Here is a 25,672-nt window from a genome sequence, read left to right as displayed (position 1 = left end):
AAGCTCTGATTTAAGCCACTTTTCTGCTAAACAGGATTCCACCTAAAATTTCAGGTTGAACAGCACTGGGGATAGAAAAGCTTATCCGATCAGGGACTTGTGCTTATTTCCTCCCAAAGCATATGTATTTTCCTGCTTTTTTTAAGGATTCAGGCGCTTCTTATAATTGATAAAACGCTTTAGCATTTTCATAAAAGATCGGCTTTAAGGCATTTTCATCATAGTCCTGGACAATATCACTAAAGGCATCAATGATATTGATGAGTGAACTGCTGACACTGTCCATGGGAAAGTTGGATGCAAACATCACGCGTTCAGAACCAAAGCAGGCTAAGGCATGCTGGATCAGGGGCGTAGCACCTTCCAATAATTCCTCTTTATTTGCCAACCTTTTCTGCTGATGAAAATCATGTCCCAATACCGGCATAAACAGGCCAGACATTTTAGTCGATACATTGCCGCATTCGGACAGTTCCGCCAGTTGATCTTTCCAACCTGAAAATATCTGGGCACGATCTCGTTCGGTCTTGCCTGTAGCCTTACCGACTTTACCAAATAAGCCAGCAGGCGTACCGAGGTGATCCAGTACGATGGGTGTGTCCGGAAAGGCTTTGGCCAGGGCAGTTACATCCGCAATCTGGGTCGAATAGACCCAGGCATCAAAACTTAAATCCTGCTTGGCCAGCTCCTCAAATCCTGTCAGGAAGTTTTTATTACGATAAAGATGTGGCTCATCTGTCCAGGCATGAACCCCTTTGTCTGGATGTACCGCAGCCATTTTACGGATGCCGCGAAATTTTGGAGAAGCTTCCCGGTGCAGTTGAATCAGTTGCTTAAAGTTCTTCTGCCGCGGATCCGCCGTGGCAACAATCCCACCAAGCTGGATATTGTGCTGATCAAAAGGAAGTCCGGCGATAAAATGCGTTTCATCTACCACGCCTGTACCTTTCTGATCATGCCAGCTGGCTTCGACATGCACCACTTGCTCAACTTGGTAATGCCCAAGATCTTTCCGGTAATTTGCAGGCAGATAAGGGGCGGTCAGGTGCTGAGTCAAGCCAATGGTTTCAATCACATCTTTAGGTTTAAGCAGCCGCACCATTTTGTCCAGCAGTTTGGGATATTTGCCAAACAGTTTTACAGCAAATGCTGCCGCATGTGGCGTGTTATACGGATCCCATTGGTGAATATGCGGGTCAATGATTGGAAAGGGAAGCTGCTGCATAAGATGCCTTGTTTTAGTTTATTTATTGTTCAATTTATATAGAGCTAAAATCAGTTTAAAGTCAATATTTTAAATTACAGCAAATAAAAAAAGCCCCGCGGGGCTTTTCCTGTTTTTATCAATGATCGTGCTTGTGATCATGGTTATGCTTGTTGGCGTGAAACTCTTCATTGTGACGGAAACGTAAATAGTTTTCGAACTGTTCACAGTATTCGTCATAGTTATCTTCCAGCATCATTTGGAACTGCTGCAGGATGTAAGACATTACCTGATCTTTGGCATCACGCATTTCGTTGCCATCTTTAAAATTATTGGCTGCAACCCAGGTATTGAAACGGGCAGTACCAAATAACATCGCTGCGCTGACTTGGCCACGCTTGTCGCTTGGCTTTTCCTGCGAGCCTTTTTCTACACGGCAAAATTCGTTGGCTTGTTGAATAAATTCATCAGCGCGTTCAAAGAATGCTGCATTTAACGCTTCTTCTTCGGTTACATCGGTTGCTTCAATCTTTTGAACCATGAATTTTTCCTGACCATCATAAAATCTTAATGCCTAATTATAGGCAAAGCCTTGCAGAAACTAAACCTTTGCCTTAATCTAAAAATAGCCTAAGCATATAAAAGTGAATGCCATGCAGGATGCCATTGCAGTACAAAGCCTGAAAAGTGATATTGCCTTATTGCGCCAGAATATCTGGCCACCGGCAAATCTGGCCAATGTTGAAGGTCTGCCGATTTATTATGGAAGCAAATCGCAGGTCGAGGAATACTATACCCAGTGGCTTGGTCTGATTGAAAGGGCACAGGATCTGTTTCAGCCTTTTATGGAAGATGAAATACCAGATGCTATTCATCTGCCCAGTCATTTAAACCTGCCACTATTTTATTTTCATGTGGATCGAATCAGGGTCAATAAAACCCGGGCCAAAGAATCTAAAACTTTTCGTGGTGTCGCTAGCCTGATTGAAAAATGCGGGCAATTCGAAGCTGAGCAGGTTGCAGCCATGCGACACTGGCTCGACAGTGACGATACCGCAGCACTGGTTGCACACCGTGAATTTGTTGATCTGCGCACTTATGTGTTTCAGCATGGACAAAGTGAATATACACGCACACGTTTTTATGTGAATGGTATCGTGCTGAGTGTCGAGCCACACTTTGAACTGATCGATGCTCGTGATAAACCACGTAAGCAACGTAGCGACAGTTATAATGACCCGCTGGCCGATAACCATACCTGGAAAGTGTTTGGTAAATATCGCTAATGCTGCTTGATCAGGCCATTTTTCACCAGAATGGTTTGGTATTTTCAGCGAACTCCTGTAGGCGAACAGCCGCTTCGGCAGATAAACGCTGCTGCTCGGCAGTCAGCCAGCCCAGTACAAACCATGCTTTAGCATTTTGCTTGACATAGGGTCTAAACAGTTCATCTGCCACAAACAGATCGTTATAATGCCCCAGGCTTTCCTGTAAGGGTTTGAGCGCTTTCAGATAAGCTTTCACTTCTTTTTCAGGAAACAGGCTTTGTAAAAACTCTACATTATAGCGTAAGCGTTTAACCCGTTTGCGCGTGCGATGTCGCGATTCAATATCCAGTTCCTGATAGTTCTCGGCATCCTGGCAAATTTGACGATGTAATTTGCTCAAACCTTTAGACAAGATTTTATGCGAAGACTTGGCGTTGTGATCCATTTTGTCCTGACTAAAACTGAGCAGTTGCAGGATCAGGTCTACGGTGGCCGGACTTCTGAACAGTGCACTAATATCTGGCTGTTTTTGACGATGGGGTGGCAGCTTCAGTAAAGGTGAGCCGGCTTTTTCCAGTTGCGGAATCAGGCTTTCTGCGAGAGCATCGCGATCTCGGGTAGAACCCAGTTGCTGGAAAATATCTCGTAGCTGTTCTGGCCATTCTGGCTGTACATGTTCAGTCGCGGACTGGAAAATTTTAAAGGCACTGCGTAAGCGCCGGATTGCGACACGTGCCTGATGTACATGATCACTATTGTAATGATCAGCAGCAATTGCGGTCGCATTTGGAAAAAGGTGGGCCAGGCAGTTGGCAACAATTTTTTGCAAAATCGTGCTGACCTGATCGTGCTGTTCAAGTTCTAATGGCAGCTGATGCTGAACCGGCAGACTTTCTTCAGTATGCAGTAAGGCATAACCGCGTTCCGATTTGCTCCGCGTATCCAGCCATAAGGCATAACGCTGAACCCACGGCTGAATGAAAGCAATCAATTCGTTTAATTCACCGGATTTAAGCTCAAATTCAACTTCATAAATGTCGATGGCTTGATCGTCATGACGAATTTCGCCGACATCAAAGGCAATTTCAATCTTGCTGTTGAGGTGGGTTTCATTCAGGACATAACGGGCAACATCTGTTTCAAATTGCAGCATCAGCGGGGTGTCCAGATCACCAAGCGCCTGTTTCAGGATTTTTTTTGCCGGTTTATGTTTGCGGTATAACTGAAAATCACAATGTTCTGGCGGGCTTTTTAATTCATGCTCAAGTTCAAAGCGTTCAAACTGCTGTTCGGTAGGTGCTTTCAGGGTTTGCATCCACTGCTGGTCTTCCAGACGTTGTCGCAAGGCGATTTGATGTTGTTGTAACTGCTGCGCTTCAGTATCGAAATAGCGTGCACATAAGCGATGCCGGGTCGGCTGAAGCTTCTGAATATCCTGTTCAAATTGCGCACGTGACTGGGGCGGGATCTGGAATTTGAGTTCTATTTCTGCCATCGGGTCATTCCTCCGCGATGTTGGTTTTATAGATTAATATAGCCCAAAGATCAGCAGTGGTGTGATGTGCTTCTGCAACAAAAAGCACGCTAGAAAAGGCGTGCTTGGAGTATTTGTTGTGAGATTTATTTCAGTATCTTTATTTCAGGAATTTACGGCTGACCAGGAACTGTTCTGTCGCCTCAAGCAGTCTCTGGGCATAGACTTCCTGCTTGGCAGTCAGCCAGCCCAGCACAAACCAGTCACTGGCTTCCAGTTCAGTCTGCTGAATATACAGCGCAGAAGAGGCCAGAGTCTGATATTCACTGGCTGCCAGTTGCGCATCATTCAGTGCTTTACTGTATTTCTGCAAGTTTTTGACATCATAGATTGTGGTTAAAATCGGGAAGCTGAATTTTAGTTCCTGAATCCGGCTTGCCAATTGATCCAGACTTTCAAAATTGTTAATTTCCGTCTGGTTCATCTGTTCTTGCAGTGCTTTATACTGCTGTTGCAGCGTCGTTTGTGCCGCAGTTTTTAAATCCAGACCGGCTTGTTCATCTTCCGTTAAACTAAAAGTCAGTAATTCCAGATAATGATGCACATTCTGGGTGGATTTGACCAGATTGCCCAGTTTTTCCTGAGCATACAGGATATCTTTACTCAGATTTTCCGCCGTGGTCGGATTTTTCAGGAAACCGGCCAGGGTATTTTGCATATGCTGCAAATGTTGCAGATGCTCGAACTGCTGCTTGAAGGCAGCCATCTGATGTGCCCATTTATCCGAAAGCTGCGGATGCCAGTCTTTAAACAGCAGCAAAGTGAGATACAGCTGCTCCAGTGCCAGTTGAGCTTGCTGAATATGTTGCTGCTCTGCAACCTGAGCTGAAATCGCTGCGATATTTGGCAACAAATGCTGCATCTGCTGTGCAATCAGGTTGCACAGGGTTTTACGGGCGCTGTCTTTTTTACTGATCTGGAATTCTTTGGCAAGGGTCGCAGCGCTAACGCACTGTGATGTGGCCAGTAAATTGCCTATTTCCGCCTTGCTGCGTACATCCAGCCACAGTTGATACTTCTTAACCCATTCAAAGCTGAATGCCAGTAAATTTTGAATTGAACCATTTTTAAGCTCGAATTCGACTTCATGCACTTCCTGTTCGGCATCTTTGGTACGAATCTGTCCAATATCCAGACTGACTTCAATCTGGGTATCTTGATATTCGATTACACGCAGGGTGCGGGCAATATCGGTTTCGAACTGTAATTGTAACTGATCAAACTGATTGCCAAGCGCATGCTTCAGAATCGCCTGTGCTTCTGGGAAGTTTTTATAAATCTCTACATCCAGTTCAGGAGATTCAGTTAATTCCCCCAGATCATGATTATGCTCAAAGCGTTCGATATGACTTTTTCCGGCAGCTTTCAGGGTTTGAACCCAGCACGTGCCTTCCAGACGCTGACGCAGTGCAACGCCATGCCGGGCCAGCTGACGGTCGGCAGTATCATAATATTTGGCTTGAAGCTGGATCTGTTGAGATTTTTTGGGATCAAGTGCCTTGAGCAGTGCAGTGCGTCGTGCCGCAGGAATTTGGAACTTGAGTTCAACTTCAACCATAATGATTTTCCTATCAGTTCAGTACACGGATCATGCACTGACATTTTTCGCTTTAATGAGATGCTGAAAATTCGGCAGACAAAGCCGTAATTATATTTTTAGATTTGTGCGCAGCAGATTGTAACCAAAATCAAAATGCATGTAAGACTTGACCTGCATATAAAAATATCGAACAACTATTTAAATATTGGCTTTGATCTGTTCAAAGTGCTGTAAAGCTAGAACACTCAAGGCTTGGCCTGAAAATATTTAAGCTTTTTCGGGCCAATCAACAGGCTGTTAATTGGCTAAAATATACGCTAAGGTAAAAGAAACCATCAGGATGATGAGAAATGAATATACAAGTACAGCCAGAGAATAGCAGTGTGGACGCGGTTCAGCCTCAGATGCCAATTGCCAATTACCATGAGTTTTACCGTTTCTATTTGACCGAACATCGGCATATTGTCAGTCGTCGTTTACATGTCGCAGGCAGTAGTATCGGTCTATATTGTTTTGCCAAAGCCATTCGTCAGGGCAAACCGCGATATTTTGCTTATGGTTTGCTCTCGGGTTATGCCTGTGCCTGGATTGGCCATTTTATCTTTGAACGAAATAAACCGGCCAGCTTCAAACAGCCTGTGTATAGCTTTATCTCGGACTGGCGTATGTTCGCAGATGTTCTGCGCGGCAATCTCAGTCTGGTTGAGCGCAAATACGACAAGATTCCAAGTTAGGCAAGGACCACTTTCATCGGATTGTGTCTGCATCGCACATGATATTTCGATAAAAGACTTGCAAGTCCCGATTTATTATTCTATTAATTGTGTTATGACTTGTTCGGCTTCAATAAAATTTGAACGAAAATTATATTTTGCTGAATAAAAAAGTTTTCCAAGCCTGGAGCGACCTTCTCCGGGCTTTTTTTATGTCCCTATTATTTAAAAATAATGAGCTGACTTCATTGTCATTATTGCGTAAATATTTATAGAAGAAGTCATGCAGATTATGCATAAAAAGATAATCCTTCCTAGCTTTGAAACGTTTCCCCATGAACGGATGACTCAAAACTAGAAAGGATTGGGTGTTACCAACACAGTTATTTATTTTTCTGATTATTGTCTGTGTCTAAAGCTATTTAAGTCTCTTCAGGCAAATTGGGCTATCCCTGAAATTGGGTATTTTTAGTCTGTTAGAACCTGATTTTGAATGCGCTTAACGAGAGTGAAAATATAAAGGCAAAAAAAACCGCTCTTAGAATTTTGCAACTTCTCCACCAAGTTATCTGCAAAATCCTAAAAGCGTTTGTCGGAGGGCGTAAGCATTAACACTTTATAATTTTTGTTATAAAGCGATTAAAACGTATATTTTATAGTCGGTATATCCCTGAAAATGGTGATATTTAATCTCTCATTGACAAATTGCTTTAAAAAACCTCAAATCTATTGATTCCCGGTTTTAGAAACAGGCGCACTGCGGAAATCTGGCGGAGTTATGCCTATAATAGAGCCATTCTAGGAAATGGCGAGCAAGATGCGCGGTTTATATTTAATTACCAATGATGATCCTTTAGAGCTTTTACTGGCGAAACTGGAAGGCGCAATGGCCAATGGCGGTGTGGCGGTTCTGCAATATCGCCGTAAAAAAGTCGCCAAACAAGATCAGATTTACGAAATCGAGTATATGAAAGCCATGTGTGCTGAATATGCGGTGCCTTTTGTGATTAATGACGATCTTGAAATGGCAGTTAAATACGGTGTTGGTGTGCATTTAGGTCAGGATGATGGCTCTATTGTCGATGCTGTTGCACGCTTGCCTAAGAATGTCTTGATTGGTCGAAGCTGTAATAATTCGCTTGAGCTGGCTGAACAGGCGATTGCTGATGGCGCCAACTATGTGGCATTTGGTGCAATTTACGCCACTGACAGCAAACCTGAAGCCGGTAATATTGGCCTGGAAACCTTAAAACTGGCAAAACAGCAACTGCAGGTGCCGATTTGTGCGATTGGTGGTTTAACAGTTGAAAATTCCAAAGAAGTCATTGAGTCAGGTGCGGATTATTGTGCCGTGATTAGTGATATATTGGGACTTCCGATGAATGCCATTCCTGAACGTTTAGATGAATGGTCTGCGCTTTTTCAAGCTACAGCATAAAATTTTTTGATTGATTTAATTTTGAGTCGAGTGCCTTCATGAGCTTATCTCCAAAGCAAGAACAATTGTTCAAACAAGCCAATAAACATATTCCAGGTGGTGTCAATTCACCTGTGCGCGCATTTAATGGGGTCGGTGGTACGCCAGTATTTATCGAGAGAGCACAGGGTGCATATCTGTATGATGTCGATGGCAAGCGTTATGTGGATTATGTCGGCTCATGGGGGCCGATGATTCTGGGTCATGCCCATCCTGCGATTATTAAAGCGGTTCAGGATGCGGCTGTAGATGGTTTGAGCTTTGGTGCGCCTACAGTTCATGAAACCACACTGGCCGATATTATTTGCGAAATCATGCCTTCAATTGAATTGGTGCGTATGACCAACTCGGGTACAGAAGCCACCATGACCGCGATCCGTCTGGCACGTGGTTATACCGGCCGTGACAAGATTGTAAAATTTGAAGGCTGTTACCACGGTCACTCAGATTCATTATTGGTAAAAGCCGGTTCAGGCTTGTTGACCAGTGGTGAAGGTGAAGCAACATCTGCGGGTGTGCCAGCTGATTTTGCCAAACATACCTTAACCCTGCCATACAATGACATTGCCACTTTAAAAGAATGCTTTGCCAAGTTTGGCTCGGACATTGCCGGCGTGATTGTGGAACCTGTGGCAGGCAACATGAACCTGGTGAAACCGATTGACGGTTTCCTGCAAGCGATTCGTGATGTTTGTGATGAGCATGGTTCAGTTTTCATTATTGATGAAGTGATGACCGGTTTCCGTGTTGGTCTTGGTGGCGCGCAGGCTCATTATGGGGTAACTCCGGATTTGACCACTTTGGGTAAAATCATCGGTGCAGGTCTGCCAGTCGGTGCTTTCGGTGGTAAACGTGAAGTGATGGAATGCATCGCGCCACTTGGTAAAGTTTATCAAGCTGGCACATTGTCGGGTAATCCATTGGCAATGCGTGCCGGAATCGAGATGTTTAAGCATCTACGTGCTGAAGGTTTTTATGAAAACTTATCTGCGCAGTTATCAAAACTTCTTGAAGGTTTACAAGCAGCAGCAGATGAAGCAGGTATTCCGTTCGAAACCCAACAAGTCGGCGGTATGTTTGGTCTGTACTTTACCGATCAGGAAGACATTACCAGTTTCGACTCGATGCTGAAATGCGATGTCGATGCTTTCCGTAAATTCTTCCATGGCATGCTAACCCGTGGGGTAAACCTTGCACCTTCTGCATTTGAAGCTGGCTTTATTTCGGCTGCACATTCTGATGAAGATATTGCCTACACCATTCAAGCAGCAAAAGAAACTTTTGCTGAGATGAAAGGTTAATTTGACCTCTCCTTAATCCTCACTTGTGCCTCATTTTAAAAGTAATGCTTTAAATATTCGCTCAGGAGAGGGTTTTCAAAGTTGTAAATAAAGATCGTACCTCTTCCTAACCCTCTCCTAAAAGGAGAGGGAGGCTTCAGTTAATTTGAGATCAAAATGCAAACCAAACATTATTTGACTTTAAGTGATGCAGAATTTTTATTAAATGAAGCACATCAATATGCGATGCAGAATAGCTTTAATGTCAGCATTGCAGTTGTAGATGAAACCGGTAATTTGCTTGCGATGAAACGCATGGATGGTGCAGCACCGATGACTGCAAATCTGGCCATTGAAAAAGCCAAATGTTCTGCCATGAGTCGTTGTCCATCCAAACTGTTTGAAGATATTATCAAAGGCGGCCAAATGGGCTTTCTGACCATGGAATCATTTTCAGGCATGCTGGAAGGCGGCGAGCCGATTCTGTATCAAGGACAGTTGGTCGGTGCGATGGGGGTTTCTGGGGTGAAGTCTTTTGAAGATGCAGAGATTGCTCAGGTGACGATTGAGAAGTTTTTGGCGCAGCAAAGTTAATTCAAGAAAAAAATTGATTAGCTCAACTCAATAAACTCATTCAAAGTTGTACCAAAATGAAGCGTGGAACGTGAAATATCAACTAAAAAGCCCAATCGCTAATGATTGGGCTTTCCTATATGTAATAAAGCTATGATTTAAAAAGGAAATCAAAAGCATTTCGTATAAGGTGTATTATGTTGATTTTAGAGATATTTAATAGCTGGGAGTAATATGCCTAAACAGCCAGAGTGGGTAATACAGGGTAAAAGCATCAAACAATTAATTAAAGAATTAGAATCTTTCGAGGATCAAAACTTATTAGTTGAGATATCTTTTGATGATGGAGAAACATCTAAACCTATAAGCTTAGTTGGTAAAATTGACGGAAAATGTATGCTACTAAACTGTAAAAACTCAACAGAGTAACTCCTCTATTTAATATAATGGTTGTTGTACGAAATCAAAAAGCCTAGACACTGGTCTAGGTTTTAAAATTTAAAAATATATAAAAATCAGTATAATAAACTCGTTTTTAGAACTTCATATAACGTGTATTATGTTAATTTTAGAAATACTAAAAATCTAATTTTAATAACAGCAAAAATATTCCAGGTGTAAAAGTGATACTTCTAAGTTCCCAAATGGATGCATTCTTTCTATCCAGACATGATGTCCAGCTTCCCTCAATTTTAGAACTTATGATACTAGAAGGCTTTTATGAGGATTCGGATGCTATTGTCTTTAATTTTTACAAAGATCGGTTAGAACAGGTGAATTACGAAGCCATAGCTGATGTTTACGGAAATCTAACAGGGTTTGAAGCCTCCAATAATAAGATTCATATCGAGGATTACGTGGATAATCAACAGTATGAAATGAATGAAATAATCAACATCGGATTCGCATTAGTTAAATTAGTTCAAAACTTATGGAATCAGCTAAGGGATGATGAGTGCACTATAATTTTATCATCTGTTTTAGAAAGTGAATTTGGAAGTAATGCCACTCTTAGTTTTCATAAAAGAAGAACAAATGAAATTTTAATGGATAGCTTAGATGACTGCTCTCAAGCAGTATTCATTTGTGGAAACAATGATCTAATATCTGCAAATGTTTAACATAAGGGCTGTTACACGAAGCAAAAAGCGTAGGAAATTGACTCACGCTTTGTATGACTCGTATTATGTTAATTTTATACAATCTAAAAAATATCTAACTTATTAAAATCTTGGGAAATGTAGGCTGTTTATGTCATTTGACTTTGTAAAAATCTTTAAAGAAATTGATCTTCATAAAAATGATCCAGATATTGATAATTTCATGACCATCATTATTAATCATTGCTATGAAATGCAGCCAAACAAAAGTTGGGATCTATTCAAAGAATTAGATTACACAACTGAAGTTAAAAGTTTAACGACCCATATAATTGATACTTTAGAAAAAGAAACTGCTCCCTTTATTGAGCAAGGGTTTTGGTTTGGTCTTTCTGATAATGGGTATCTATATTTTGCAGTATCAGATCAATATATTGCAGAAGAAGATAACCTAGATTGGATGTCTGAAGCCAAAACATATTATCCTGAGCAAGGAGCTTTTAGGTCTAAAATTTTACGATCTATTGAAGATTTAGCAGATGAAACGGAACTAGATAATTATGCTGAATATCCTTTGTTCTTAGCTTATGCTCTTAAACTGGCACAAACGTCAATCAATCATTATAAAACCGCTTATCCAGAGAGAAAGATTGGGTATTCTGTTGGATATGATTCAGGAGATTTCATTACTGGCGGATGGATTTAACTCAACCATTTAATATAATGGCGGTTATACGAAATTAGAACAATAAGCGTCTGTGAAATCAAAGTGTTTTTCAAATCGATGCTAAACTAAAGTAGCATGAATCATCATGCTATTTTGTATTTATAAGAGCCTCCCATGCTGTATCCCATCCCCAAAAAAATCCAGCTTTCTCCCTCACAAGCCAAATGGCAGCTTGCATCGAACCAATCGGTTTTAGTCTTGGTTGGATTACAAAATTTGCGTGTGCAACAGGGCATAGCAGAAAGTGAACTCATGGTGAATTTGATTCAATTGACTAATAAAGCCAAAGCACTGGATATTCCAATTCTTGATTTGTATGGTGATGATTTGATACAGGGTATGCAGCAACTCGGTGAATATGCCTCTACCCATCCACAATTGCTTTTTGCAGGGCAGGTTACACCTATGCTCAAGCAAATCTTGCCCCATCTGATGAGTGTGACGGATCAAATTGGCGTGGTCGATGACGCAATTTTATTAGCCAGTCAGGAACAGCATATTCAATGGATTGAAAATATCTCGGGACAAGGGGTACATCATTTAAATACTTATAGTCTGACCCGGTTGTGGGATTTAAGTGCACCCTCGGACTATGTCCTATCGAGCAAAGGTATTATGCTGGCAGTCGCTGAACAGCTGGATATGGATGCTTTGGAAATTGATCCCTATGTCGACTTAAAAAAATATGGATTGGACTCCGTAGCCGTAGTGAGTCTGGTCGGTGTATGGCGTGCGCATGGTGCCAATATCCGCTATGAAGATATACTACAGCATTCATCTTTACATGAATTGGCAAGCTTCATTTTACAATCCTCCGATTGATGCGCTTCAATTGGGCATTTTTATGAGCTAAATCGGAAATTTCATCAGCATTTACATAAAAGCGCATTGTAATTATTGGCTAAGCTTTCTATCATTGCCGCCTTGTTTTTCGCGATCAGCCTGGGATTGAACTTTGAGTAATTTTCTAACCGAACATCTGATACATCGTGATGACGATTTTATGGTCATCCACAAACCTGCAGGTTTACTCACAGTTCCCGGTAAAACAGAAGATTTACAAGATTGCCTGATCAGCCGATTAGTAAAAATAGAACCAAAAACCTTACTCATTCATCGACTGGATCGTGATACTTCCGGCATTCTAGTGTTTGGTCTAAGCAAATGGGGTCAAAAAACCATTTCCCGCCAGTTTCAGGAACGCCAGACCGATAAAACCTATCAGGCTGTAGTTGCCGGTACACTCGAAGGTGAAGGCACGATTGAGGTGCCAGTGGTATATGACCCAAGCCGTCCGCCCTTACATATCGCAGATCCCGCACATAACAAGCCGGCCATCACGCATTGGCAGGCAATCGAACATTTTAATCTTCAGGGACAGCCTGTGACCCGGGTGAAACTGACACCCATTACCGGCCGTTCGCATCAGCTACGTGTACATATGCAATATCTGGGATATCCGATTATCGGCGATACGCTATATGCCACAGCTGAACAACAACAGTTGATGCCACGCTTATGCCTGCATGCAGAGCGTTTGAGTTTTTATCATCCGCAAACGGAGCAGCTGGTGAAATTTTATTGTCCGGCGCCGTTCTAGGAAATACTTCTTTAATCGGCGTGAATTATGCTCACTTTTTAGTGAGCTTTATGTCAAAATACATTGCTTGAAGGTGTGGAATTTTGCTCCAATGACGTTTCGTGATTGAGCCTGATATTCATAATCTTGTACTTAAGATAAAGGTGGAAAAATTGCAGCAATTTGCTATTGGTCAACGTTGGTTATCAGATACTGAAACAGAACTCGGCTTAGGCGTTCTTATTGATGTTGATGAGCGGTCGGTTAGCATTTTATTCCCGAAAAGCGACGAAACCCGCGTCTATGCACGCAGCAATGCACCCTTATCTCGTATCGTATTTAATGTGAAAGATGAACTGCAAGATCAGGAAGGCACCAAGTGGATTGTAGAATCCGTTGAAGACCGTCATGGTGTAGTGCGTTATCACGTGCGCCGTACCCTGGAAGATGGAACTGAAGAGCGTAAATCGCTGAATGAAACCCGTATTGGTGCCACCATCCAGCTGTCCAAGCCTTTAGACCGTCTATTGGCCAGTCAGGTCGATTATAAAGAATGGTATGACCTGCGTATTGAAGCACTGCTGATGCAGGCCAATATGCAAAGCAGTCCACTGCGTGGTTTGGTCGGTTCACGTGTTGGCCTGATTCCACACCAGTTATATATTGCCCATGAAGTGGGTCAGCGTTTTGCACCGCGTGTATTGCTGGCCGATGAAGTGGGTCTGGGTAAAACCATCGAAGCGGGTCTGATCATCCATCAACAGCTGAAAACTGGCCGTTCTGAACGTATCCTGATTCTGGTGCCAGATTCACTGCAATATCAGTGGATGATCGAAATGCGCCGTCGTTTCAATCTTGAATTCTCGTTATTTGACTTGACCCGTACTGCATCAATCAAAGAACATGATCCTGAACAGAATCCGTTCCTGACCGAGCAAAAAATCATTGCCTCTGTCGATTTGATGATTGACCATGAAGATTTGCGTGAACAGGCGCTTGAAGCCGGTTTTGACTTGCTGGTGGTCGATGAAGCACATCACCTGATGTGGAGCGAAGAAGACGGTGGTAATGACCGCTATGATCTGGTCGAAGAACTGGCTGAACATACGCCAGGCGTATTGTTATTGACCGCAACCCCAGAACAGCTCGGTGTAGAAAGTCATTTTGCACGCCTGCGTCTGCTCGATCCGCAGCGCTTTAACTCGCTGGATCGTTTCCTCGATGAAGAAGCGCAATATCAGCATACCGCTAAAATTGCAGAAGTGTTGATGTCAGACCTGCCACTTGAAGCAGAACATTTGACCGCGATTGAGGCCTTGTTGGGTCATGCGATTGAAGATCATCCTGAACAGCGTTTCCGTGCCATTCACGAACTTTTGGACCGTCATGGTACAGGTCGTATCCTGTTCCGTAACACACGTGAAGCCATTCAAGGTTTCCCGGGGCGGGACTGTCAGCCGGCACCATTGCCAGCACCAGAAAACTGGTCAAAAGATGGCAAACTGCGTGAACAGATGTGGCCTGAAGAGGCGCAGCTCGATGGCGCATGGATGGAAACTGATCCGCGCGTGATGTGGCTGATGGAGCGTTTACGTACCGATCTCAAACACAAGAAAGTCTTACTGATTGCACGTAGCGGGCCAGTGGTTGAAGCACTGGAAAATGTACTGCGTCTACATGCCGGTATCCGTACTGCGATGTTCCATGAAGGCATGAGCCTGCTGGAGCGCGACCAGGCTGCGGCGTATTTTGCTGAAGATGCGTATGGTGCACAGATTTTGCTCTGCTCGGAAATTGGTTCGGAAGGGCGTAACTTCCAGTTTGCCTCTGATCTGATTTTATTCGATCTTCCTGCCAATCCTGACGTGCTGGAACAGCGTATCGGTCGTCTGGATCGTATCGGTCAGGAAAACCGGATTCAGATTCATGTGCCTTATCTGGTGGGAACTGCACAAGAGCGCATGTTCCGCTGGTATAACGAAGCCTTGAATATTTTCAGCAATATTTCTCCAACTGCACAAACCTTGCAGGAAAACTTTATTGTTCGCTTGAAAGACTGTCTACTGGCAGACAAAGGTCAAGCCTTTGAAGACCTGCTGGAAGAAGTCAGCGTGCAACGTGAAGCGCTGGAAGCTGAATTGCAGGAAGGTCGTGACCGTCTGTTGGAGTACAACTCTTGCCGTCCAGTAGTCGCACAGGAAATTGTCAACGCGCTTGAAGACTATGATGACAACACCACTTTGCCGATTTTCATGAAACGCTTTATGGCGTCCACGAATATTGATTTTGATGAGCAAAGTAATGGTACCGTGATCATCAAGCCAACAGATCAAATGCAGGTTCAAGGTTTGACGCTGGATGAAGAAGGCATCACTGCCACTTTCTATCGCGATCAGGCACAGATCCGTGAAGATGCGCAATACCTGACCCTGGAACATCCATTCACTGAAAGCGTGATGGAAATGATCAATACCCAAGGCTTTGGCAGCACCAATGTGGCAGTATTAAAATCTGCGGCACTGCCACAAGGTTCGGTATTGCTGGAAGTCTGGTTCAAGGTTGATGTTGTCGCACCGAAAGCATTGAACTTGCCGTCAAGCTTGCCGCAACAATTGGTGCGTGTGTTATTGAGCGAGAAAGGGCAGGATCTTTCACAAAAAATTGCACCTGAAATTTTAAAACCATACCTGCATCATTTGGATGGCAACAGCTGCCGTCAGGTAGTCAAAGCACGTCGTGATGTGATTGAAGCACGTTATCAGCAAGCACTTGAACTGGCACGTAGTGCATTGCCTAGTTTCAAGCAGCAGGCCAAAGAAGTGTATGGCAATAAATGGCAATATGAAATTGACCGTTTGACCTATCTGAAACAGTTCAACCCAAGTATCCGTGAAGATGAAATTTCACGTTTACAGAAGTTGCAGAAAGAAGGTCTCAGCCTGCTGGATGGTTTATCTGTGACTCCAGAAGCCATTCAGGTGATGGTGGTGGTTAAACCATAAGATCAATTTTTTAGAAAAGCAGCTTTCGGGCTGCTTTTTTAATGGCTAAAATTCTACTTTTATCTTCTTTTGGTCGGGGAATGCTGGTCTGTTATTTTCCCCCTGTTTAAAATCGACTTACTTAAATAACAAGAACTAAAAAGTATGTCCAAAGCCTTTATTGGTCTCGGTGCCAAAACCACACACGGGGGGATTGTGGTCGAAAGTGAGCCGTCTTTGCTTATGAATGGTATCGCCGTGCATTTAACCGGCATGAAGCATTATTGTCCCAAATGTCAAAGCATGGTCATAGCCATTGCCAGCGATTCTTCAATTACAGTTAAGGGGCGCGCCGTGGTTATCGCAGGAGATCAGACCAGTTGTGGTGCGATATTTCTACCGATGCAGCATTTGACGGTAGCGCAGAAATAAATTTTAAAATCTGAAAAATAGCAAGAAATGACTTTAAGGTCATCATTTGAGCATTTTTGCCCTGCCACATCATTTTTCAGGGCTGTAAGCTCGTCCGATGATTTCAGGATGAATACGCATTGCGTTTAAAAAATAATGAAGCAAGCCCTGCATTTTACCCATGCCAATGGTATCCCTGCGGCAACGTATCAGAAGTTTCTGGACTGTTTTCAGTCCGAATATGAAGTCAAAGCGATTCCCTTGATTGGCATGAATCCGCACTATCCGATTACGCGAGACTGGCGTTATCTGGTCGATGAAGTGATTGCCGATATCGAGCAGCAATTTCCTCAGCAGCAGGTGACTGGTCTCGGACATTCCTTCGGTGGTCTGGTGACTCTTATGGCGGCGTATCGACGTCCAGAATTATTTTCCAAGCTATTGATTATGGATCCACCCTTTGTGATTGGCAAAAACAGTGCCATGTTTGAACTGATCAAAATGCTGAATCTGAAAAGCCTGGATCGTTATACACCCGCCGGAGTCACATTAAAACGCAAGGATCATTGGCCATCGAAACAGGCCGCAGTTGATGCACTCCGATTTAACCGTCTGTTTAAAAATTTCGATGAACAATGTTTTGCTGATTACATTGACAGTGGCATTCGGCAAGATCCTGAGCGCGGCGGGGTGACTTTAACCATTGCAAAACAGGTTGAAGCAGATATTTTCCGGACTGTGCCCGCATGGTGGTGGCGTACACCAAGACGCCCGCCTGAAGTGCCGATTCATCTGATCACTGCACAGCAAAGCCAGTTTTATCAGCAGGGTTTGCCGCAAGGCATGCAAAAAATTTATCAGATGAATTATTCAGTGGTCGAAGGCGGGCATATGTTCCCACTTGAATATCCGGAAGCTACCGCAGAAGCAGTCAAAACCCAACTTGTCTTATTATCATTGCCATAAAAAAAGAGACTTTTCCGTCTCTTTTGCTCTATCGCCCATGCTTAACGTAGCTGAGAATCTTCCAGATGGCGCGCACCTTCCAGAATCATGCGGATCATGATCATGGTCTGCTCGGCAATTTCCTGGCGGTCTTCAGCCGGCATGTCAATCACATTGGCGCCCATATTAAATACCAGTTGGGTAATGGCTTTGGCAGCAATATCGGCATGTAATAACTTTTTATTATTCAGGCGTTCCAGACGAATCAGATCGTCCTGAAGTTCCTGCTGAAAGTAATTTAACTGGCGTTCTACTGCCTGCTTATACGATTTTGAGCCAGTATAACCTTCACGTAATAACAGGCTTAAATTACCTTCATCTGCATCGAGCTGGGCAATAAAAATTTCAACCGAACTCCGGATAATACTGCTTTGGCGAGAGGCTTTTAAGCGTGCTTCATGCAAAATCTGACGTAGTACAATCCCGGCACGATCAATCAGCTCAATCGCCAGTTCATCGATATCTTTAAAATGACGATAGAAACTGTTTGGCGCAATGCCAGCCTCACGTGCGACTTCGCGCAGGCTTAAGGACGCAATACTTTTTTGCGGGCCAATCAGGTTTAGGGCTGCCTGAAACAGCTCTTCTTTGGTAATAGTGGCCTTGCGACCGACACTCCGTACGATAATCGGCTCATCAATGCTTTTCGATTGTAATAAAGACGCGTCACTGCTTATTTTCATTGAAGGCTCGTTCATCAATAGGTTCATGCATGAATCATTTTATTATAACCGAGCCAGTCAAGCTTGTGAAATGAATAGAAACAATACAGTCGTATATACAAATATATATACATGTGTATAATAATTCAAAACCTCAAGGTGATGTCGATAACGATGCATGTACTCCAAAAACTTAAAACGCCGTTGAATGCACTGTCTGATAGTGTTGTTGATCAGCATGCGATTAATTTCTGGATTCAGAAACTCAATCCGATATGGTCGTTGAATCAGCCATTGGGCAAGATTGTGCATAAAGAAAATGCCGCACAGGATATGCTGAGTCTGAAAATTCAGGTCAATCGTTTATTTAAGTTTGGTGAAGCAGGCCAGCATCACCCGGTTTATGTGGTGCTTAAGGGAATCCGCTATGAACGTAGCTATAGTTTGACCCAGGTAGATGCTCAGCATGTGTTATTGACCGTGAAAAAAGTCAATGCCGGTAAGGTCAGCACCTGGTTTGCAGAGCAGGCACAAGTGGGTGATATCATCGAATTTGGTCAGCCTTATGGTGATATGACCTTGCCTAAGCAGGCAAGTCCGCTGCTCCTGCTTGCAGCAGGGAGCGGAATTACTCCTATGCTAAGCATGCTGGAAAGCCTGAGCAAAAAGGGTGAACTATCTGCTCCGGTGAGTCTGTGGTACTGGGTTAAAAAAGATCAGGATGCAGCATTTAAAGCACGTTTTGAAGAGCTTGCTCAGAAACATGCAAATTTTTCATTCCATGTCTATGCTACGCAGGAACAACCTGCGGCAGCCCGTCTGGATGAAACTTATCTGAGCAATCTGCAAAATTTGGAAAATAGCACGGTCTATTGCTGTGGCCCTTCAGGTTTTGTATCAACTGCAGAACAGCTTTTTGCTTCAGCACAAGAGTTTAAGGGTGAAGCCTTTAGCATGAGTTTGGCGGATCAAAGCGATACCGGCTTTATTAACGTGACGCTAACCCAATCAAAAAAAATCGTCAGTATTCCAAAAGGCCAGTCCATTCTGGTGAGTCTGGAACAACAAAATATCAAACCGACACATGGTTGCCGTATGGGCATTTGTAATAAATGCGCCTGCAATAAAGTGGAAGGTTCGACCAAGAATTTGGTCAACGGCGCACAAAATACCGAGCCAGGTAATCTGCTCAAAATTTGTGTTAATTCAGCGCAGACTGATCTAGTCATCGACCTATAAGCGAGTTTTATCCTATGAATATGCCAGTAAAATTTCAATATTTTAAAAATCCTAAAAACCGTGAATTATCAGCAGCAGAACTTGATGAACTTGCACGTGAACTTGATGCGATCAAGCAAGAAGTGCTGGATGACTTAGGTGAAAAGGATGCGAAATATATCCGTCGTGTCTATTCAACCATCCGTTATTCATCAATTGCCGGCCGTGCGCTCTTGTTTGCAGGCTGGTTTCCGCCAGCATGGTTACTCGGCACAGGTCTGTTAGGCTTTGCTAAAATCATGGAAAACATGGAGCTTGGCCACAATGTCATGCACGGTCAATATGACTGGATGAATGATCCTAAAATGAATGGCCAGACCTATGAATGGGATATTGTAGGTACGTCGGATAACTGGCGTCAAACGCATAACTTTAAACATCATACTTATACCAATATCAAGGGTATGGATGATGATATCGGGTATGGTCTATTGCGTTTGTTCCCGGAACAGCGCTGGAAACCGGGTTATTTATTGCAACCGATTTATGCAGTACCGTTCTGCTTGCTGTTCCAGTGGGGTGTTGCAATTCAGAACCTTGAACTGGGTAAATATTTCAAAGGTCGCAAAAGCAAAGAACAGACCAAAGAAGAATGGCGCCCAATGCAGAACAAAATCGGCAAACAATTGTTTAAAGATTATGTGTTCTTTCCATTGATCGCGGGTCCTGCAGCCTTGCCTGTGTTGACCGGTAATATGGTGGCCAATGGTCTGCGTAACATCTGGACCTTTAGTATTATTTTCTGTGGTCACTTTACCAAAGATGTAGAAGTGTTCCCGAAATCGGTATTGCAGGATGAAAGTCGCGGTCACTGGTATATGCGCCAGATTCGTGGTTCATCAAACCTGACTGGTTCTGAAGCGTTCCATATCTTGACCGGGCATTTGAGTCACCAGATTGAACATCACCTGTACCCGGATGTGCCTGCACGTCGCTACCGTCAAATGGCACCAAAAGTTCAAGCAGTATGTGAGAAATATGGTCTGAACTATAACAACGCCAGTCTGGTAAAACAGTATGGTAGCGTGATCAAACGTATTGTGAAGTATGCCTTCCCGTTTAAGAAATAATATTTCTTAACATCAAAAACCACCTGATCAAAGGTGGTTTTTTTATGAATCAAGCTTAAGGTTGAAAAAAAGCCCTGATGATGCAGTCATAAAATATGATGCAACAACATCACTGAGTGACAGCGCATCTTGTATTTAAATGCTTGCTCAAGACTTCTACTTCTATTATGTTGCTGCGATAAAGCAGACATCTTAAAGTTCTAATATGCTATGGATTCGGATGGTATATTGATTTTGGGTAACTGCTTATCCCGTCCTACCATATAGCTATGCTGCGCCAGACTCAGCATTTCCTCATCTTCATCGCTATTCCCATAAGCATAAATTTCAGCATAATTTTCCAGATTATATTTTTCCAAAATTCTCAGTTTTTTCTGCTGATTGCTACAGTCTGGTGTTTGATAAAATCCTGTGATTTTTCCGGCTTTGATTTCAACTTCACTACACAGCAAATCGATATTTAAATAGCTGCAGACCGGTTTTAAATACAAATCCAGTGAAGCAGAGACCAGTGCGATCTCATGACCAAGTTGTTGATGCTTTCGAAGTTGATTAAATAAAGCTGGATCAAGTTTATCCACTAATATTGCAGCATAATCTTCAGTCAGTTGCAAAATTTCTTCTGCATCACTGTCCTTAAACATGCTGGCATACAGTTTGGGGCGCATGCGATGTGCCGGATAAAGCCTTAAATAATAGGCTTGAATCCACGGTAAAATCTGCAGGCCGCGTTTTACAATATGCCTTTTTCTCAAGGCATAGAAAATGAACCCGGTAAAGCTGTCATCTGCATACAGGGTGCCATCAAAATCAAATAAGGCTAGAGTTTTAGGTTTTTGATTTTTCGCATGCATGTTTGATATCGACCATCGACACGGGTGGCAAACCAGTTGGTATTATAATCACGACTCAGTTTTGGTCCGGAAATGACCACTTCAGGCATGATGGCATAGATCGGGTCTTTGCCGGTTTGTTCTTGATAGAGCTTGCTGATGCCACGATAGGTCATGGTATCTTCAAAGTCTTTCTCTTTTTCTTTCTTTAAGTCGGCACGGATTTGACGTTCGGTAATAATAAAATTATTTTTGGCAAATACGCTGATCAGCTCACGCTCGGACTGGCTTTTCTGGGAACGGATCGCGCCATCCTTGCTGTAGAGCAATAAATCACCATCCAGATCGAGTTCAGCCTCGGTTAAAGCATTGAGCATGCTCTGGAAAGCTGCATTCCGGCTGGAATACATGCCCGAGTTATAGTCTGCAAAGCGGTAGATCGGTTTGTCATAGTCCGCCGGATACATCATCAGACGATGAATCCCGTAATAGAGGCCGCCATACTGGCTATACAGATCGGTACGCAGTTCAGCGATATTGCCACCTTGGCGTTTATATTCCTTGGCATAACTGATATGCACTTGCATTGAGCCCAAAGTGGTAATTGGATTCATTTTCTCGCCAATATTCTGCCCGACCAGTTTGGCAGCACCGGTAAGTGCGCTGACATGATAATGCTTTGACATATAATCAAACATTTCACGATAAAGTTCGTCCAGTTCACGTTCAGTTTTGACCCGGCGCATCTGGCTTAAGTAATTGTTTTCAGGGCTTGGATGATTTTTGAGAACTTCCTGGAAATATCCTGCAACTGTGCCACCAATCGCCTGACCGAGTTTGTCTTTAAATTTTTCTTCTAGACGGTCTTGAACTTCCTTCACTGCCTTTTCACCCAGGCCTGGAACGGTAGGGTCTGCCACAAAGTTTGATTCTTGATCTACCACAGCGACAATCGTACAGACATTTTCCTTGGTTTGCGGAATACCGAGCTGTTCGGTGATGTCATAAATATCTTGTGCCCAGGACTCCCGCTGATTCACCCGGCTCGGAATAGCCTTGCGAATATGTTCAACTTCAAGAGTCGGTTCATCATTTTTTGACCACCATGAACCATTGCCACAGCCAGCAAGGCCAAGAGAAAGTGCAAGTACAGACAAGGTCTTAAAAGGCAAAGAATAAGTAAAAGTTTTATTCATGGTGTGGTAAATAACTTGAAAAGATGAGCGAATAAGGCAGATGCAGTATACTATGCCCATCAAAAAAGTGATGAATTTATATGTATATTGGTCCCTATCAACTGTCAAACAATTTGATTGTCGCTCCCATGGCAGGTGTAACTGACCGTCCGTTCAGAACCTTGTGCAAATATTTTGGTGCAGGTCATGCAGTCAGTGAAATGATGACCTCAGACAAGACCTTGCGCATGAGCAAGAAGAGTTTGTACCGTGCCAACTTTGACGGTGAGCTGGCACCGATTTCTGCCCAGATTGCCGGTTCAGACCCGCAGGATCTGGCTGAGGCCGCACGTTATCAGGTGGCCAATGGCGCACAGATTGTTGATATTAATATGGGCTGTCCAGCCAAAAAGGTCTGCAACCGCTTAGCCGGTTCAGCCTTACTTCAGGATGAAGACCTGGTTGCACGTATTCTGGATGCCGTCGTGGCTGCAGTTGATGTGCCGGTGACCTTAAAAACCCGTCTGGGCTATCTGAATGGTCAGGAAAATATTATGCGGGTGGCAAAACGTGCGGAAGATGCCGGTATTGCCGCACTGGCCTTACATGGCCGTACCCGTGAAGACATGTATTTAAATACCGCACGTTATGCATTGATTAAAGATGTAAAAGATATGTTGAATATTCCCGTGATTGCCAACGGAGATATCGACAGTCCTGAAAAAGCCCGATATGTACTGGACTATACCGGTGCAGATGCCATCATGATTGGTCGTTCAGCACAGGGGCGTCCCTGGATTTTCCGTGAAATCGCACATTATTTAAAAACCGGTCAGCACCTGGATGCACCGAGTATTGCAGAAGTAAAAGAGGTTCTGCTGGGACATCTGTCTGAACTCTATGAATTCTATGGTGAGTATTCCGGTTGCCGAATTTCGCGTAAACATATTGCCTGGTATACCAAGGGTTTGCGTTCAAGTAACGAATTTCGCCAGAATATGTATCAGGTAGAAAATACGGCAGATCAGTATCGCGTGGTAGAGGATTATTTTAATGCGCTACTGCAACATGGTTTGACCATGAGTGACGTACAGGTCGAGCAGGTCAACTTATTGGCGACCAAGTAAGCACAGGCTGGTGGGACATCCTCAAGAAATGTTTTTTGTATGAAAGCACTACCTTTGTTATCTTGAGCAAACGGTTTTTAGCATTCTGTTTACACTTTGCTCTGTCAAATACATAGCACAACATTTTGTTGACTTAAACTGGACAGGACTTGGACATTGCTTACTTAAGCTTGCTCTATGATGAGTCTATCTACATATGAACAGGAGGTCATGCTTCTTGTTTGTAGTCATCATTAAGGGAGATCTGTAATGACAAATACCAATCGTCCAGTAACAGAATTTAGCCATAAAACATCAACGGAATTGCCACAAGAACGCAGTGAAGGCCTAAATGTAAATCCTACTGATGCTAATGCACGCCCGGATTTGAATACTCCTGAAAAAGATAATACTCATGTTCCAGACATGAATGAAGGTAAAGATAATCTGGCTGCAACCGGTGCTGGTACTGTCGGCGGTGCTGCTGTAGGTGCTGTTGCAGGTCTGGTGGGTGGACCTCCAGGTGCAGTGGTGGGTGGTATTATTGGTGGAGTAGTAGGCGGTATTGCCGGTAATGATATTGCAACATCAGATCGCCAGAAACAGGCAGATAACTATCAGCATCCAGAGATTCGCAGTGAGGCGGACAATTATCAGCATCCTGACCAGTTGACTGCCGAAGATAATTACTGGCGCGATGAGTATCATAATCGCCCGTATTTTAATGAAACGCGGAATAGCTATAGCGATCTAGATTACGATCGTGATTATCGTGGTGCCTACCGTGTAGGCTATGAAAACCGTGCAATGTATGATCGTGATACAGATTTTGATCGTGCAGAACCTGAGTTGCGTACCAAATGGGAACAGGTCAAAGGTGAATCCCGCTTAAATTGGGAAGAAGCCAAGTTTGCGGTCAAGGATGCCTGGCATCGGCTTACACGCTAAGTCTGAATGAATAAAAAAACCTCTCCACTGCGAGAGGTTTTTTGATGATGACCCTACATTAAGGATGCTTCATTTCCAGAACGAGCTGATTGATCAGATCAGAAGCTTCCATTTCACGAATCTGTGCCACATTTGAGCCTGCCCAGAAGGCGCCATAACCCTGATCACCGTGTTCGGCTGCGGCGGTATGCAACTGTTTGGCCAGATCATAAGTATAAGGATAAGCCGGCACATCCAGCCGGTCTGGTGTGTCGACTTCCATATGCCAGTGATTGATGATTCCGCGAGCAGGACGCCCAGAGATACTGGCACTGACTTGGGTAAGCGGTTTGCCAAGCAGGGCTTTACGATAGGCTTCATTGGCATTGGATGATTTGCACTGGACAAATGCAGTACCGAGTTGTACGGCATCAGCCCCGAAATCCAGCATCTGGCGCGCCTGCTGGCCGTCCATAATCCCGCCTGCGGCAACAATCGGTAGGGTGCAATGCTGTTTGATCAGTTTAACCAGATTAGAGGTTTTAACCGAAGCATCAAATTTGGTGTTGAAAATCCCGCGATGACCACCGGCTTCAATGCCTTGAGCAATGATAATGTCAATGCCGGCAGCTTCAATAGCTTTGGCCTCGGCAAAATTGGTAGCAGAGACCATGGTCAAAATTCCCGCCTGTTTTAAGGCTTGAATCTGATGCGGATGCGGAATACCAAAATGAAAACTGACAGCCTGTGGTCTGGTTTCCAGTACCAGATTCAGAAAGTAATCATTATCTTTAAAGCTCGGGTAAATACAGTTTAAATGATCAGGTGCCTGCGCTCCGTATTCGCTAAATTTATGTTTAAACTGCGCAATCCAGGCCTGAGCAACAGCTTCATCCAAGGGCACACTGTCATGACAGAAAAAATTGACCTGAAAAGGGCCGTCTGTCAGTTCCTGCGTTTTTAAAATCTGTTGTCGTGCTGCCTCGATACTGCTGGCCCCCAAACCCAGTGAGCCCAAGCCACCCTGATTCGATACTTCAGCTGCAAGTTCAGGTGTAGAGACACCTGCCATCGGCGCCAAGAAAATAGGATGTTTAATTCCGAGATTTTCTAGTAAAGACATAGATTTGCTCCTTCTTATTGTATTTACTTTGCCCTTGAGAACCAAATTAAGCAAATCATATTGGTTATTTTATTTTGAAATACTTAAACTTTGTTGACGTGGTGTT

At 43.5% G+C, this 25,672-nt stretch carries 25 protein-coding genes; 17 read left to right on the top strand and 8 right to left on the bottom strand.

Going from position 1 to position 25,672, the window contains the following annotated elements:
- Positions 1 to 160: 160 nt before the first annotated feature.
- Positions 161 to 1,225: an amidohydrolase family protein gene (locus AC3IT7_RS08580; protein ID WP_489248156.1), complete on the bottom strand. Its 1,065-nt coding sequence runs from the start codon at positions 1,223 to 1,225 to the stop codon at positions 161 to 163.
- Positions 1,226 to 1,343: 118 nt separating this feature from the next.
- Positions 1,344 to 1,745, bottom strand: a complete 402-nt coding sequence (locus AC3IT7_RS08575) for a DUF3144 domain-containing protein (protein WP_004280011.1) — start codon at positions 1,743 to 1,745, stop codon at positions 1,344 to 1,346.
- 112 nt (positions 1,746 to 1,857) lie between these two features.
- On the opposite strand from AC3IT7_RS08575, the gene AC3IT7_RS08570 reads away from it, so the two are divergent.
- Complete coding sequence (locus tag AC3IT7_RS08570) at positions 1,858 to 2,490, top strand: hypothetical protein (protein WP_489249995.1); 633 nt, start codon at positions 1,858 to 1,860, stop codon at positions 2,488 to 2,490.
- Positions 2,491 to 2,512: 22 nt separating this feature from the next.
- Here AC3IT7_RS08570 and AC3IT7_RS08565 read toward each other — a convergent pair whose 3' ends face one another.
- A complete protein-coding gene (locus AC3IT7_RS08565; protein WP_489248155.1) occupies positions 2,513 to 3,967 on the bottom strand; it encodes a CYTH and CHAD domain-containing protein in 1,455 nt (484 codons plus the stop codon).
- A 139-nt stretch (positions 3,968 to 4,106) separates the two neighbouring features.
- Positions 4,107 to 5,564 (bottom strand): CYTH domain-containing protein, encoded by a 1,458-nt coding sequence (locus AC3IT7_RS08560; protein ID WP_489248154.1) that lies wholly within the window; start codon positions 5,562 to 5,564, stop codon positions 4,107 to 4,109.
- 332 nt (positions 5,565 to 5,896) lie between these two features.
- Between AC3IT7_RS08560 and AC3IT7_RS08555 the strand changes: the two genes are divergently transcribed.
- The 12 genes from AC3IT7_RS08555 to AC3IT7_RS08500 all read left to right on the top strand — a co-directional run bounded on the left by AC3IT7_RS08555 (position 5,897) and on the right by AC3IT7_RS08500 (position 17,353).
- On the top strand, positions 5,897 to 6,280 hold the full coding sequence (locus AC3IT7_RS08555; RefSeq protein WP_489248153.1) for an Mpo1-like protein: 384 nt from the start codon (positions 5,897 to 5,899) through the stop codon (positions 6,278 to 6,280).
- A gap of 796 nt (positions 6,281 to 7,076) precedes the next feature.
- Positions 7,077 to 7,697: a thiamine phosphate synthase gene (gene thiE, locus AC3IT7_RS08550; RefSeq protein ID WP_489248152.1), complete on the top strand. Its 621-nt coding sequence runs from the start codon at positions 7,077 to 7,079 to the stop codon at positions 7,695 to 7,697.
- A gap of 38 nt (positions 7,698 to 7,735) precedes the next feature.
- Positions 7,736 to 9,037: a glutamate-1-semialdehyde 2,1-aminomutase gene (gene hemL / locus AC3IT7_RS08545; protein WP_489248151.1), complete on the top strand. Its 1,302-nt coding sequence runs from the start codon at positions 7,736 to 7,738 to the stop codon at positions 9,035 to 9,037.
- A 156-nt stretch (positions 9,038 to 9,193) separates the two neighbouring features.
- The gene (locus AC3IT7_RS08540) at positions 9,194 to 9,610 is read left to right on the top strand and encodes a GlcG/HbpS family heme-binding protein (protein WP_489248150.1); all 417 of its coding nucleotides are present in this window, start codon (positions 9,194 to 9,196) and stop codon (positions 9,608 to 9,610) included.
- A gap of 213 nt (positions 9,611 to 9,823) precedes the next feature.
- Complete coding sequence (locus AC3IT7_RS08535; protein WP_489248149.1) at positions 9,824 to 10,018, top strand: hypothetical protein; 195 nt, start codon at positions 9,824 to 9,826, stop codon at positions 10,016 to 10,018.
- A 215-nt stretch (positions 10,019 to 10,233) separates the two neighbouring features.
- A complete protein-coding gene (locus AC3IT7_RS08530) occupies positions 10,234 to 10,710 on the top strand; it encodes a hypothetical protein (protein WP_489248148.1) in 477 nt (158 codons plus the stop codon).
- Between the two features lie 130 nt (positions 10,711 to 10,840).
- On the top strand, positions 10,841 to 11,395 hold the full coding sequence (locus AC3IT7_RS08525; protein WP_489248147.1) for a hypothetical protein: 555 nt from the start codon (positions 10,841 to 10,843) through the stop codon (positions 11,393 to 11,395).
- Between the two features lie 135 nt (positions 11,396 to 11,530).
- Positions 11,531 to 12,238: a phosphopantetheine-binding protein gene (locus AC3IT7_RS08520; protein WP_489248146.1), complete on the top strand. Its 708-nt coding sequence runs from the start codon at positions 11,531 to 11,533 to the stop codon at positions 12,236 to 12,238.
- Between the two features lie 133 nt (positions 12,239 to 12,371).
- Positions 12,372 to 13,016: an RluA family pseudouridine synthase gene (locus AC3IT7_RS08515; RefSeq protein ID WP_489248145.1), complete on the top strand. Its 645-nt coding sequence runs from the start codon at positions 12,372 to 12,374 to the stop codon at positions 13,014 to 13,016.
- Between the two features lie 143 nt (positions 13,017 to 13,159).
- Positions 13,160 to 15,997, top strand: a complete 2,838-nt coding sequence (gene rapA, locus AC3IT7_RS08510) for an RNA polymerase-associated protein RapA (protein WP_489248144.1) — start codon at positions 13,160 to 13,162, stop codon at positions 15,995 to 15,997.
- A gap of 144 nt (positions 15,998 to 16,141) precedes the next feature.
- Positions 16,142 to 16,408 (top strand): PAAR domain-containing protein, encoded by a 267-nt coding sequence (locus tag AC3IT7_RS08505; protein WP_489248143.1) that lies wholly within the window; start codon positions 16,142 to 16,144, stop codon positions 16,406 to 16,408.
- 135 nt (positions 16,409 to 16,543) lie between these two features.
- On the top strand, positions 16,544 to 17,353 hold the full coding sequence (locus AC3IT7_RS08500; protein ID WP_489248142.1) for an alpha/beta fold hydrolase: 810 nt from the start codon (positions 16,544 to 16,546) through the stop codon (positions 17,351 to 17,353).
- A 41-nt stretch (positions 17,354 to 17,394) separates the two neighbouring features.
- Here AC3IT7_RS08500 and fabR read toward each other — a convergent pair whose 3' ends face one another.
- Positions 17,395 to 18,075: an HTH-type transcriptional repressor FabR gene (gene fabR / locus AC3IT7_RS08495; protein WP_475655226.1), complete on the bottom strand. Its 681-nt coding sequence runs from the start codon at positions 18,073 to 18,075 to the stop codon at positions 17,395 to 17,397.
- A 153-nt stretch (positions 18,076 to 18,228) separates the two neighbouring features.
- Between fabR and AC3IT7_RS08490 the strand changes: the two genes are divergently transcribed.
- Positions 18,229 to 19,293 (top strand): flavin reductase family protein, encoded by a 1,065-nt coding sequence (locus AC3IT7_RS08490; RefSeq protein WP_489248141.1) that lies wholly within the window; start codon positions 18,229 to 18,231, stop codon positions 19,291 to 19,293.
- Positions 19,294 to 19,307: 14 nt separating this feature from the next.
- Positions 19,308 to 20,402, top strand: coding sequence for a fatty acid desaturase family protein (locus AC3IT7_RS08485; protein WP_489248140.1), 1,095 nt, complete (start codon positions 19,308 to 19,310; stop codon positions 20,400 to 20,402).
- Positions 20,403 to 20,602: 200 nt separating this feature from the next.
- Here AC3IT7_RS08485 and AC3IT7_RS08480 read toward each other — a convergent pair whose 3' ends face one another.
- Together AC3IT7_RS08480 and AC3IT7_RS08475 are read right to left on the bottom strand one after the other, a co-directional pair.
- A complete protein-coding gene (locus AC3IT7_RS08480) occupies positions 20,603 to 21,256 on the bottom strand; it encodes an HAD-IB family hydrolase (RefSeq protein WP_489248139.1) in 654 nt (217 codons plus the stop codon).
- A complete protein-coding gene (locus tag AC3IT7_RS08475) occupies positions 21,223 to 22,431 on the bottom strand; it encodes a DUF1615 family protein (RefSeq protein ID WP_489248138.1) in 1,209 nt (402 codons plus the stop codon). Before AC3IT7_RS08475 ends, AC3IT7_RS08480 begins: the two co-directional genes overlap by 34 nt.
- Before the next feature lie 80 nt (positions 22,432 to 22,511).
- Between AC3IT7_RS08475 and dusB the strand changes: the two genes are divergently transcribed.
- On the top strand, positions 22,512 to 23,537 hold the full coding sequence (gene dusB / locus AC3IT7_RS08470; RefSeq protein WP_489248137.1) for a tRNA dihydrouridine synthase DusB: 1,026 nt from the start codon (positions 22,512 to 22,514) through the stop codon (positions 23,535 to 23,537).
- A 249-nt stretch (positions 23,538 to 23,786) separates the two neighbouring features.
- Positions 23,787 to 24,464: a hypothetical protein gene (locus AC3IT7_RS08465; protein ID WP_489248136.1), complete on the top strand. Its 678-nt coding sequence runs from the start codon at positions 23,787 to 23,789 to the stop codon at positions 24,462 to 24,464.
- Positions 24,465 to 24,522: 58 nt separating this feature from the next.
- Here AC3IT7_RS08465 and AC3IT7_RS08460 read toward each other — a convergent pair whose 3' ends face one another.
- Positions 24,523 to 25,566 carry an NAD(P)H-dependent flavin oxidoreductase gene (locus tag AC3IT7_RS08460; protein WP_489248135.1) on the bottom strand — a complete coding sequence of 348 codons (1,044 nt, stop codon included), beginning with the start codon at positions 25,564 to 25,566 and terminating at the stop codon, positions 24,523 to 24,525.
- Positions 25,567 to 25,672 lie beyond the last annotated feature (106 nt).

Source organism: Acinetobacter sp. KH_038, assembly GCF_057839405.1.
This window is presented reverse-complemented; position numbering and strand designations above follow the sequence as displayed.

Excerpts from the sequence above, each read along its gene's own strand:
- AC3IT7_RS08505 (WP_489248143.1), top strand. The coding sequence starts at position 16,142 with ATGTCCAAAGCCTTTATTGGTCTCGGTGCCAAAACCACACACGGGGGG.
- AC3IT7_RS08500 (WP_489248142.1), top strand. The coding sequence starts at position 16,544 with ATGAAGCAAGCCCTGCATTTTACCCATGCCAATGGTATCCCTGCGGCA.
- AC3IT7_RS08475 (WP_489248138.1), bottom strand. The coding sequence starts at position 22,431 with ATGAATAAAACTTTTACTTATTCTTTGCCTTTTAAGACCTTGTCTGTA.
- fabR (WP_475655226.1), bottom strand. The coding sequence starts at position 18,075 with ATGAAAATAAGCAGTGACGCGTCTTTATTACAATCGAAAAGCATTGAT.
- hemL (WP_489248151.1), top strand. The coding sequence starts at position 7,736 with ATGAGCTTATCTCCAAAGCAAGAACAATTGTTCAAACAAGCCAATAAA.
- thiE (WP_489248152.1), top strand. The coding sequence starts at position 7,077 with ATGCGCGGTTTATATTTAATTACCAATGATGATCCTTTAGAGCTTTTA.
- dusB (WP_489248137.1), top strand. The coding sequence starts at position 22,512 with ATGTATATTGGTCCCTATCAACTGTCAAACAATTTGATTGTCGCTCCC.
- AC3IT7_RS08490 (WP_489248141.1), top strand. The coding sequence starts at position 18,229 with ATGCATGTACTCCAAAAACTTAAAACGCCGTTGAATGCACTGTCTGAT.
- AC3IT7_RS08540 (WP_489248150.1), top strand. The coding sequence starts at position 9,194 with ATGCAAACCAAACATTATTTGACTTTAAGTGATGCAGAATTTTTATTA.
- AC3IT7_RS08575 (WP_004280011.1), bottom strand. The coding sequence starts at position 1,745 with ATGGTTCAAAAGATTGAAGCAACCGATGTAACCGAAGAAGAAGCGTTA.
- AC3IT7_RS08535 (WP_489248149.1), top strand. The coding sequence starts at position 9,824 with ATGCCTAAACAGCCAGAGTGGGTAATACAGGGTAAAAGCATCAAACAA.
- AC3IT7_RS08570 (WP_489249995.1), top strand. The coding sequence starts at position 1,858 with ATGCAGGATGCCATTGCAGTACAAAGCCTGAAAAGTGATATTGCCTTA.
- AC3IT7_RS08485 (WP_489248140.1), top strand. The coding sequence starts at position 19,308 with ATGAATATGCCAGTAAAATTTCAATATTTTAAAAATCCTAAAAACCGT.
- AC3IT7_RS08560 (WP_489248154.1), bottom strand. The coding sequence starts at position 5,564 with ATGGTTGAAGTTGAACTCAAGTTCCAAATTCCTGCGGCACGACGCACT.
- AC3IT7_RS08580 (WP_489248156.1), bottom strand. The coding sequence starts at position 1,225 with ATGCAGCAGCTTCCCTTTCCAATCATTGACCCGCATATTCACCAATGG.
- AC3IT7_RS08520 (WP_489248146.1), top strand. The coding sequence starts at position 11,531 with ATGCTGTATCCCATCCCCAAAAAAATCCAGCTTTCTCCCTCACAAGCC.
- AC3IT7_RS08565 (WP_489248155.1), bottom strand. The coding sequence starts at position 3,967 with ATGGCAGAAATAGAACTCAAATTCCAGATCCCGCCCCAGTCACGTGCG.
- AC3IT7_RS08465 (WP_489248136.1), top strand. The coding sequence starts at position 23,787 with ATGACAAATACCAATCGTCCAGTAACAGAATTTAGCCATAAAACATCA.
- AC3IT7_RS08525 (WP_489248147.1), top strand. The coding sequence starts at position 10,841 with ATGTCATTTGACTTTGTAAAAATCTTTAAAGAAATTGATCTTCATAAA.
- AC3IT7_RS08530 (WP_489248148.1), top strand. The coding sequence starts at position 10,234 with ATGGATGCATTCTTTCTATCCAGACATGATGTCCAGCTTCCCTCAATT.
- AC3IT7_RS08555 (WP_489248153.1), top strand. The coding sequence starts at position 5,897 with ATGAATATACAAGTACAGCCAGAGAATAGCAGTGTGGACGCGGTTCAG.
- AC3IT7_RS08460 (WP_489248135.1), bottom strand. The coding sequence starts at position 25,566 with ATGTCTTTACTAGAAAATCTCGGAATTAAACATCCTATTTTCTTGGCG.
- AC3IT7_RS08480 (WP_489248139.1), bottom strand. The coding sequence starts at position 21,256 with ATGCATGCGAAAAATCAAAAACCTAAAACTCTAGCCTTATTTGATTTT.